This is a genomic window from Rhodococcus sp. (in: high G+C Gram-positive bacteria) (assembly GCF_049286785.1).
GTDB lineage: Bacteria > Actinomycetota > Actinomycetes > Mycobacteriales > Mycobacteriaceae > Rhodococcus_F.
Window position 1 is genome coordinate 1 of the sequence record NZ_JBAQEO010000571.1, and the last position, 10325, is coordinate 10325.

Annotated in this window: 10 protein-coding genes; all 10 read right to left on the reverse strand. The window is 64.5% G+C overall.

Annotated elements, in window-relative coordinates:
* A partial coding sequence (locus WAW17_RS20635; RefSeq protein ID WP_422334787.1) for a ferredoxin occupies positions 1 to 143 on the reverse strand: 143 nt, incomplete at its 3' end.
* Between the two features lie 30 nt (positions 144 to 173).
* A complete protein-coding gene (locus WAW17_RS20640) occupies positions 174 to 1007 on the reverse strand; it encodes a mycofactocin-coupled SDR family oxidoreductase (protein ID WP_422334778.1) in 834 nt (277 codons plus the stop codon).
* A 472-nt stretch (positions 1008 to 1479) separates the two neighbouring features.
* A complete protein-coding gene (locus WAW17_RS20645) occupies positions 1480 to 2286 on the reverse strand; it encodes a FadR/GntR family transcriptional regulator (protein WP_422334779.1) in 807 nt (268 codons plus the stop codon).
* Positions 2287 to 2455: 169 nt separating this feature from the next.
* Entirely contained in the window at positions 2456 to 3655 is a 1200-nt protein-coding gene (locus WAW17_RS20650) for a CaiB/BaiF CoA transferase family protein (RefSeq protein ID WP_422334780.1), read from the reverse strand.
* 29 nt (positions 3656 to 3684) lie between these two features.
* Complete coding sequence (locus WAW17_RS20655) at positions 3685 to 5208, reverse strand: acyl-CoA synthetase (protein WP_422334781.1); 1524 nt, start codon at positions 5206 to 5208, stop codon at positions 3685 to 3687.
* Entirely contained in the window at positions 5205 to 6431 is a 1227-nt protein-coding gene (gene fahA, locus WAW17_RS20660; RefSeq protein WP_422334782.1) for a fumarylacetoacetase, read from the reverse strand. The genes WAW17_RS20655 and fahA overlap by 4 nt, the downstream gene beginning before the upstream one ends.
* The gene (locus WAW17_RS20665; RefSeq protein ID WP_422334783.1) at positions 6428 to 7300 is read right to left on the reverse strand and encodes a hypothetical protein; all 873 of its coding nucleotides are present in this window, start codon (positions 7298 to 7300) and stop codon (positions 6428 to 6430) included. Before WAW17_RS20665 ends, fahA begins: the two co-directional genes overlap by 4 nt.
* Positions 7297 to 8496 carry a homogentisate 1,2-dioxygenase gene (locus tag WAW17_RS20670; RefSeq protein WP_422334784.1) on the reverse strand — a complete coding sequence of 400 codons (1200 nt, stop codon included), beginning with the start codon at positions 8494 to 8496 and terminating at the stop codon, positions 7297 to 7299. The genes WAW17_RS20665 and WAW17_RS20670 overlap by 4 nt, the downstream gene beginning before the upstream one ends.
* A gap of 107 nt (positions 8497 to 8603) precedes the next feature.
* Positions 8604 to 9158, reverse strand: a complete 555-nt coding sequence (locus tag WAW17_RS20675; protein ID WP_422334785.1) for a MarR family winged helix-turn-helix transcriptional regulator — start codon at positions 9156 to 9158, stop codon at positions 8604 to 8606.
* Between the two features lie 140 nt (positions 9159 to 9298).
* The coding region (locus WAW17_RS20680) for an MFS transporter (RefSeq protein ID WP_422334786.1) at positions 9299 to 10325 on the reverse strand (1027 nt) is incomplete at its 5' end.

The window sequence follows — 10325 nt, forward strand, 5'->3', positions numbered from 1 at the left end:
ACCGAGTTCGACTCCGGTACCGCGCCGTTGTTCTTCACCTGTGCGCGGCCCTCGTCGTCGGGTTCGAATAGATCTGGGAACACTGCGTAGCACCTACCGTGCGCCTGGCAGAACTCCTGATCTACCGATATCTTGTTCGTCATTTCGACTCCAATCGATGTCTGTCGGTGCACTCAGGCGCGTGCGAGTTGTCCGCCGTCGACTGGAATCGCTGCACCAGTGACGAATCGGGCGTCGTCCGAGGCGAGCCACAGCACGGCGTTACTCACATCTTCGGGTTCCACCCACGGAATCGGAAGAAGCGTGAGGTTGCTGAAAAGGTCTGCCGCATCAGCGGGAGTCGGGTTCTCGATATCGGGAAGGAACATCTTCAGCAGGCTCTCGTTGATCGCCATTTCAGTGTTGACGGCGCCGGGATTGACCGAGTTGACCCGGATGTTGTGCTGACCCACCTCGTTCGCCAGCGACAGCATCAGACCCTGCATGCCGTGCTTGGAGGCGCTGTAGTGCGCCTGCCCGGGAGCCCCGCGCAGTCCGACGGTGGAACTGACGAAAATGATGGATCCACCTACGCCGCGCTCGATCATCGAGGGCAGGACTGCGCGGCACGAGTGCCATGCTCCGACGAGGTTGGTGCCGAGGATGTCTTCCCACTGCTGGTCGGTGAGTCCGACTACCGATCCCTGATTCGAGATGCCGGCGTTGGAGACGAGGATGTCGATCCCGCCGAACTCGCGAAGCGCCTCTTCGACAACCACATCCAACGATGCCTGGTCGCGCACGTCGGCAGCACGCGCGATAATCCGGCGGCCTTCCTTTTCGACCAGGCGCACCGTCTCCTCGAGGTCCTCGGGAGTTCCGGACGTGTAGTCGAGGTTGGCCTGCTGCTTGCACAGATCGACCGCAACGATGTCAGCGCCTTCCTGTGCAAGCCGGACGGCGTGGGTGCGCCCCTGTCCGCGAGCAGCACCAGTGATGAACGCGATCTTGCCATCCAGCCGTGTCACTTGATTGCCTCCTATGGCAGCTGTCTCGGCGGTTTCGCCAGGTACTGAAAAAAATGGCGACGCCGAGCAGAAGAAGAAATGTCGGGAGCGCATCGCAGCAAGCTGTCGAGCTCCGGTTCGTAGGGTCGTGTTAGTCCAGTCACATCCCGGACAACGTGTGATCACTATTGCTCATGAGGAACTCGAAAGTCAAGGGTTAAACCTCATTTCCGGATTGCCGCACTTGGCGGCCCCTCTTTTCTGCGCTGACCTGGCGATCCCTGTCCTTCGATGCAGGGCAGGCAACCCGACGTCAAGCCACGCGAAGGAGAGGTACCGGGGACTGCACCTCGGGGAGATCCCGATCCCACAGCAAGAAAACCGGAGAGATGGTTTGTGATCGACGCTCAGTGCGGTTCGAACACGACAAAGTCAGCGCAACCACGATTACGCGGTCCGCTAGTTGAGGTTGGCAGAGAATTCGACGACTCTCTCAGAGCCACTCGATGGCGGAATCGAGCGATCCGCCCAGCCGATCTCTGCAGTAGTCGACCACGCCCCGCAGGTGCTCTTCCATCAGATCGCGCGAGCGCTTGGGGTGCCCCGCCGCGACTGCCCTGGCAATGCCGTGGTGATCGTCGACGAGAACGTCTCGGAGGGTGCGTGGGTCATCGACCATCGCGACGTGGTGCGCCACGATCTGGCCGTAGGATTCCAGACTCAACTCGAGGACCCGGTTGCGAACCAAAGATGCAACAGCCCGGTGGAAACCCGCATGTTCTTCGAGGTAGCCCTCGAGGGCATCTCCGGATTCATGCTGGTGCCCGTCGATGAAGGGCGCCATGGTTACAGCTCGTTCGTCGGCGTCGGGATGGCGTGCCGCGCGCTCCGCCAGTTCTCCCTGCCCCCAGACCCAGGCCTCGAAAAGCTCCTGGTAGGTGGCGCCAGCCATGTGAAAAAACAGCGCGGAGACCCGTCCGAGATGTGCCGCACCCACCGAGCCCACAACCGGACCACCTCCGGGACCTCGCCGAATAGCGATCATTCCCTGTACTTCGAGTAGGCGTAGTCCCTCCCGGAGCGACTCTCGACTCACCCCGTACTGCGTGAGCATCGCTGCTTCCGATGGGAGCCCATCCCCCGGCCGGAGGTTCTGTGCGCGGATGTCACCGACGATGTTCCGCGCAATGACTTCTGCAGCCTTGAGTGGTCGAAGCAGCGAAGAACCACCCACAGCGATCGGGATCGGGCGGTCACCATTCGTCTCGCGCTTACGCGCCCCTTCGCTGCGTACGACCATCACGCCATCCTCTTCGAGTACGGAAAACCCCTCGCACCGACGACCAGCGGTGCGCGCCTCACACTAGAACACCGTCGTGATCGGCATCACATCGGATATTATCATGATGTTTAGGAACTAGGCGGTCTCGAAGGACCGTGCCCTCGACGGTGCGGGGAATCGCGTCAGCTCAGTGAACGACGCCCGCACTACGCAGATCGTCGATCTCGTTCGCGGACATGCCGATTCCGGCGAGCAAAGCGTCTGTATGCGCGCCCAGCGCCGGCACCGAACCCATGCTCATCTCCACGTCCGAGAACGTCATCGGCGGGAACAACGCCCGGATCGGACCGGCTTCGGTCTCCACCTCCCGCCAGCGGTCGCGCACCTCCAGTTGGGGGTGCGACAGCAGCCCGCTCATGTCGCGCAGTTGTGCGGCCGGCACGCCCGCCGCCGCGAGTCTCTTATCCAACTCCGCGGTGGTGAACTTGCGGGTCTCCTCCGCGACGATCGCGTCGGTGTCCGTGCGGTTCTGTACGCGGAGAATGTTCGTCACGAAACGTGGATGCTCGGCGAGATCGGGACGCTCGAACACCTCGGTGACCAGCGAACGCCACCCGCGGTCGTTCTGCACGCCGATGAGAACCTCGCCGTCGACCGTCGGATAGGCATCGTAGGGTGCGATCGACGGGTGACTCAGTCCCATGCGCTTGATCTGCGTGTCCTGGTACATCTGCATGTACATCGGGTGCCCCAGCCACTCCACGGTGGCGTCGAACATCGACACCTCGATGGTCGCCCCGACACCGGTCCGCTCACGCCTGAACAGTGCGCTCGTGATCGAGGTGAGGGTGTACATGCCCGCCGCGATGTCCGACGACGGGATGCCGGTCTTCGTGGCGGTCTCGGGGGTGCCGGTGATGGAGCACAGACCGGTCTCGGCCTGCACCAGCATGTCGTAGGCCTTGCGATCCTTCAGCGGGCCGTCCGTGCCGTAACCCGACATGTTCACCACGATCAGTTCCGGATGATCGGCGCGCAGAGCGGCCGCACCGAAGCCGAGCCGCTCGGCGGCGCCCGGTGCGAAGTTCTGCACGAAGACGTCGGCGTCGGCGATCAACCGCAGAACAGCGCCGCGACCCACGTCGGACTTCAGATCGACGCAGATCGACTCCTTGCCACGGTTGAGCCACACGAAGTGCGACGCCAGGCCGTGGACCGCGGAGTCGTAGTGGCGAGCGAAGTCGCCCTCGCCGATGCGCTCGACCTTGACGACCCGAGCGCCCATGTCGGCCAGATGTCGCGTGGCGAGGGGCGCTGCCACCGCTTGTTCGAGGCTCACAACCGTGACGCCCTCGAAGGGAAGCGATGCGTCGGATCCGTTCGTCATGAGACCGAGCCTAACCGGCGGCCGGTCGGCTACAGAGACACCCGCAGCTCACGTTTGAGCAGTTTGCCGCTCTGATTGCGCGGCAGCTCGTCCACGAACACCACCTGCTTGGGCACCTTGAACGGGGCGATCCGCTCCTTGACGTGTGCGATCAGGCTTTCCGCCGTGAGCTCGGCTGCGCCCTCACGCAGCACGACGACAGCCGTGACGGCCTCGATCCACTTCTCGTCCGGCGTACCGATCACGGCGACCTCGGCCACGTCCGGGTGCGTGTACACGGCATCCTCGACCTCACGGGAGGCCACCAGGATGCCGCCGGTGTTGATGACGTCCTTGATGCGGTCGACCACGGTGAGGTAACCCTCGGCGTCGCGCGTCACGAGGTCACCCGAGTGGAACCACCCGTCGCGGAACGCCTCGGACGTCGCCTCCGGGTTGTCCCAGTAGCCCTCGCACAGCTGCGGTGAACGGTAGAGCACCTCGCCCGGTGTACCGTCCGGAACGTCGTTGCCCTCCGGATCGACCACACGTGTCTCGACGAAGAACACTGCCTTGCCACAGGACGCCGGACGGTCCTCATGCTCCTCCGGCCGCAGGACAGCTGCGAGCGGGCCGATCTCCGACTGTCCGAAGCAGTTGTAGAACCCGAGGTCGGGGTAGCGCTCGCGGAGTCGGTTCAGCACCGTCACCGGCATGATCGATGCGCCGTACTGGGCTTTCTTCAGCGAGGACAGGTCCCGGGTCTCGAGGTCGGGGTGACCGGCGAGCGGCACCCAGACCGTGGGCGCCAGGAACAGCGCACCGATGCTTTCCGACTCGACGCGGCGCAGGATCTCCGGGATGTCCGGGGCGGCCATCAGATTCACCGATGCACCCACCGCGAGATACGGCAGCATGAAGACGTGCATTCCCGCCGAATGGTAGAGCGGCATGCAGATCAGCGGGTTGTCGCGGTCGTCCAGATCGAGTGCGATCACCGAGGAGACGTACTCGTGCACCAGTGCACCGTGAGTCATCATGGCGCCCTTGGGCTTCGATGTGGTTCCCGAGGTGTAGAGCAACTGCACCAGATCGGTGGTTGCGACCGCCTCTTCCACCACGGGGACGTCACCGCTGCGGGCGTGTTCGAGCAGTGAACCCTCGGCGTCACGCAGGGGAACGACACGCTTCAGGTCCACGCTCTCGCGGACCGAATCGAGTGTCTCGGTCAGAGCGGGATCGACCAGTACCGCCGCAGCACCGGACTGCGACACCAGGTAGCTCAGCTCGCCACCCTTGAGCGCGTAGTTGACCGGCACGTGCACCAGGCCCGCGCGGGCGCACGCCAGGAAGCCGATGACATACGCGTCGGAGTTGGTTCCGTACGCCGCGACCCGGTCACCGGAGGTGAGGCCGAGCGAACGCAGATACGCGGCGGCTCGGCTGACCGCGTCGTCCAGCTCCCGGTACGTCCACGTGCGGTCTTCGAAGGCGACGGCACGACGATCGGGAAATTTGGCGGCCGAGCGACGCAGCACGCCGTCGACGGTATCGGTACGCAGATCCAGACTCATGCCGGGAAGGTTATAGGACGTCCAAGTACCACGCCACCGTGGGAACCGGCCTGCGTGGCCGGGAGGATGCGGGCCCGAACGTCACCGAATCCGATGCGGGTTCCGTTCGCACCCGGCGCGGTGGCCGAGATGGAGATCTCGTCGCCGTCCTCGAGGAATGTCCGGCTCTCGTCGCCGACCTGGACTGGTTCCTTGCCACCCCAGGTGAGTTCGATGAACGCGCCGCGCTGGTTCTTCTCCGGGCCGGAGATGGTGCCGGACGCGAACAGGTCACCGGTGCTGGCGGCGGCACCGTTGATCGTCGTGTGGGCGAGCATCTGTGCGGGAGACCAGTACATCTGTGCGTACGGCGGGCGCGAGACGACGTGACCGTTCCATTCGACGGCCAGGTCGATGTCGAGCCCCCACTTCTCCTCCCCGCGCAGGTACGGCAGCGGCTCGGGATCCTGCTCGGGCGTGTCGATGCGCGCAGCTTCGAGAGCCAGGAGCGGCACCACCCACGGGGAGATGGACGTGGCGAAGCTCTTGCCCAGGAAGGGGCCCAGCGGCACGTATTCCCAGGCCTGGATGTCGCGGGCCGACCAGTCGTTGACGACGACGGCGCCGAACACGTGCTTCGCGAAGTCGTCGGGAGCGATGGTGTCACCCAGCTTCGAGGGGACGCCGACGATGAAGCCCATCTCGGCTTCGATGTCGAGTCGACGGGACGGACCGAAATCGGGAGCATCTTGGTCCGGCGTCTTGCGCTGCCCGCACGGGCGGATCACGTCGGTGCCCGACACGATGACGGTGCTCGAGCGCCCGTGATAACCGACGGGCAGATGTTTCCAGTTGGGCATCAGTGGAGCGGAATCCGGTCGGAACAACCGTCCGAGGTTGGTGGCGTGGTTCTCCGACGCGTAGAAGTCGACGTAGTCGGCGACCGCGATCGGCAGATGCATCGTGACGTCGTCGACGGAGAAGACGGCATTGTCCGCTACCCCGCCCGAGACCAGCTCGGTGATCCGGCGGCGAACCTTGAGCCAGCGGTCATGACCCTGCGCCATGAATGCGTTGAGTGTGGGTTGCGCGAAGACGTCGTCACCCAGTGCGACAGCGAGATCCACGACCGAGTCGCCCACGCGGACACCGACACGAGGGCCCGCATCCGCCGTCGAGAACACCCCGTACGGCAAGTTCTCGGGTCCGAAGAGGGAATCGGCGGGGATGGTCAGGGCGGTCATGCGTGAGCTCCTTCGGAAGCTGAGGTGAGGACGGACGAGGGCACGAGTCCCAGCGCCATCAGGTCCTCGAGGGGTTCGAGGACGCTGCAGGTTCCGAATGAGCGGAAGCTACGGCGTACGGCGTCGACGACCTCGGCCGACAGATCGGTGAGTTCCCTTGCGAGGACCCCACCGTCGCGTTCGGCCAGGGCCGCCGCCACCTGGGTGGAACCAGCGCCGCCGAGTGCGTGACGGGTCGCGAGCATCAGGTTGAGGAAGCCGTGCTGCTCGAAGCCGGTAACCGGGTCGGTGTTGCGGACGGCATGATGCAAGCCGGCGGTCGCTTTGAAGTGCGTTCCGTCGGATACCACCGTATGAAGGGCCTCCGCGAGCTCCCGTTCGTCGGGATATGCCTCGGCGACAACCCCGCCCGTGCGGAACTTGGCTGCGAAGGGTGACCCCCGCAACGCCTCGAGGAAGTCCGGCCGACGCTCACCGCGGGGTACCTCGACGAAGATGTCGAGATCCGCCACGGCCGCCGGCAGAGCTTCCAGAGCGGTGAAGAAGTCGAGCGCAGACTGTTCTGCGCGAGGGGCGATCTCCAGCGCCACCAGCGAGGCACCGTCGATGGCGGCGATCGTGTCGAGCGCCGCGGTAACCGCCTCGGGGCCGCCCGGTGCAGTGAGGCTCAGCTCGAGGTCGTGCACCTTGTGCTCGGCAAGCTCACCGAGACGCGAGACGGGAAAGACCAACGGTCCCACGAGATCCGCGTAACCACTGGCGAGGTGAACGGCATGCGCGGGCAACGCGTCCGGAAGAGGGGCATTGCCGGGCGGGAACAGTGCGGCGTCGTCGCACAGACCCACGAAAAGGGAAGGGATCGAGGTCATTCCACCGGCCCCCGTCCCGACCAGGACCACGGGTACTTCCGGTCCTCGCACGCCAACGCGCCCTCACCGAGTTCGAGCGGACGGAAGGTGTCGACCATGACGGCCAGCTCGTCGAAGAATTCCACGCCGATGCTGCGCTCGTAGGCCCCGGGCTGCGGTCCGTGCGCGTGGCCGCCCGGGTGAATCGAGATGGATCCCTGGCCGATGCCCGAGCCCTTGCGCGCCTCGTAGTCGCCACCGCAGTAGAACATGATCTCGTCGGAGTCGACGTTCGAGTGGTAGTACGGCACCGGAATCGACAGCGGGTGGTAGTCGACCTTGCGCGGCACGAAGTTGCATATCACGAAGTTGTTGCCTTCGAAGGCCTGGTGGGCCGGCGGCGGCTGGTGGACCCGGCCGGTGATCGGCTCGTAGTCGGAGATGTTGAACGTGTACGGGTAGAGGCAGCCGTCCCAGCCCACCACGTCGAACGGGTGCGTCGGGTAGACCATTCGCGTGCCCACGACGCCCTGCGAGGTGCGGTGCTTCACGAGCACCTCCACGTCGGCGCCCTCGGCCTGCAGGGTCTCGGCCGGGCCGTGCAGGTCGCGCTCGCAGAAGGGAGCGTTCTCCAGTAACTGGCCGAAGCGCGACAGGTAGCGCTTGGGCGGAACGATGTGGCTGTTCGCCTCGATCGCGTAGGCCCGCAACGGTTCCTGACCCTGCGGGATCCACCGGTGGGTGGTGGCCATCGGGATCAGGACGTAATCGCCCTGCTTCGCTTCGAGCGCGCCGAACACGGTTTCGACGGTAGCCGCACCGGATTCGATGTACACCATCTCGTCACCGATGGCATTGCGGTAGAGCGGCGATTCCTTGCGTGCGACGACGTAGGAGATCCGCACGTCCGCGTTGCCGAGGATGAGCCGTCGCCCGGTCACGACGTCCGTGTCGGGCTGGACGGACTCGGGGAACAGATCGTGCAACTTCAGGTGGCGCGGTCTGAGCGGGTGGTTGGGCGTGGTGCTCTGATCGGGCAGATCCCACACGGTCGCGTCGACGATCGCCGACGGGATCTCGCGGTGGTAGAGCAGCGAGGAGTCGGAGGCGAAGCCTTCTTCACCCATCAGCTCCTCGTAGTAGAGCCGACCGTTCTCGTCTCGGTGCTGAGTGTGCCTTTTCGGCGGAATGCTGCCCACTTGCCGGTAGAACGCCATGACGGACTCCTCGCCTGTTCGCGTGCCTGATAGTAAACACCTTAACTATATTGCCGGCACACTGGCAAGCACGCATGCCGGACCGTCAATTGGTGCGAAGGATCGTGTCAGTTCCGTCCGCGCACATCGAACTGGCTGCGGTTGGTGATCAGCTTGTCGAGCAGCATGACGAGAACATGCTGCTCAGCCTCGGTAAGAACGCTTGCCCACGCATATTCCCGCTCGTTCTGCTCGCGGTAGATGTCGACGATCTCGCTGCGGCCACGCTCGGCGAGGGACAACTGCACCGACCTGCCGTCGCGCTCGTCCGGGTTCCGGTCCATCAGACCGGCGCTGACCAGCGTCTTCGTGAGGTTGGAGACGGCGGCGCGGCTCATGCCGGTCAGTTCTGCCGCACTTTTCGCGTCGATCGGGCCGGCGAGCCAGGTCACGAACATCAACCGGAACCCGGACCAGGAGAGTCCGCGAGGACGGTGGATGGACGACTCGAGGTCGTAGGTCACCACATTCGACGCCCTGTTCAGCGTGAGCAGAACCTGTGTCGCCAGCTCGTGAGTCGAGCCGTATTCGGTGCTCAGGCGGCGATTCGCCAGTTGGATGAACGACCAGAAGTCGAGACGTTCGGGGCTGCCCTGCGGCAGTGCGGCGTCCTGATCGGTCATGGTGGAACCCTATCGCGAGTGGAGGCCGTGACCTGTCGGGCACGTTCGGGACATTTAGTATATGTATGAATTATTACCGGTCCGGTAAACGCCGAACGGCCGGCTCCCCACGAGGGAAACCGGCCGAGTCGCCAGCGGATCTACTGCTTGCCGGTCAGCACCGCTTCGGTGGTGGCGGCCGTGTCGCTCTTCGGCACCTTCAGGAACGCGAGCATCACAGCGCAGATCAGCAGGCATCCGATCGGGAAGTACAGGCCGATGGTGACGTTGTCTGCCGTGGCGTTCTTACCGATCACATACGGGCCGAAGAACCCGCCCATGGCCGCGATGGTGTTGATCGCAGCGAGACCGACGGCGGTCTCGGCGCGGGTGAGCACCTGCGAGGCCATCGCCCAGTACGGCGCCATATAGCCGAGCACACCGATCGCGACCATCGACAACGAGATCAACGCGAGAGCCGGAGTGTGCCGGAACATGATCGTGCCGAGCAGTCCGACCGCGGCCAGGATCATCAAGCCGATCACGAACAGCTTGCGCTCACCGGTCCGGTCCGACCAGCGGCTGATCCCCAGCATGCCGAGAGCACCGACCACGAACGGAATCGCACCGAGGAATCCGATGTTGGTGGCCGAGTAGCCCGGATCCATCTGCTTGACGATCTGCGGCAGGAAGAACGTGAAGCCGTACAGACCGCATGCAGCGAACAGGTTGGCGACCGCCAGGTACAGGATCTTCCGGTTCTTGACGGCGCCCAGCTGCTCCTTGACACCCGCGTGGGTTTCCGGCTCCTTGTACTCCGCGGTGATTTCGTTCTCGAGCCAATCGGACTCCTCCCGGGTGAGGAACTTCGCCTCCCGTGGCCGGTTCGGCAGATAGAACAGCACTACGAAGCCGAGCAGGATGGTCGGCGCGCCCTGCAGAATGAACACCCAGCGCCAGCTGCTCATGTCGAACCAGGTGATGTGATCGAGGATCAGACCACCCGAGAACGAGCCGACAATCATGGCGACCGGTTGGGCCAACGCCATGATCGCGATCGCCCGGGCGCGCTCGCCCGACCGGAACCAGAACGTCAGGTACAGCAGCAGACCGGGGAACAGGCCTGCTTCTGCAATACCGAGGGCGACGCGCGCGACGTACAGCTGGGTGAGGCTGTTGACGAAGCCC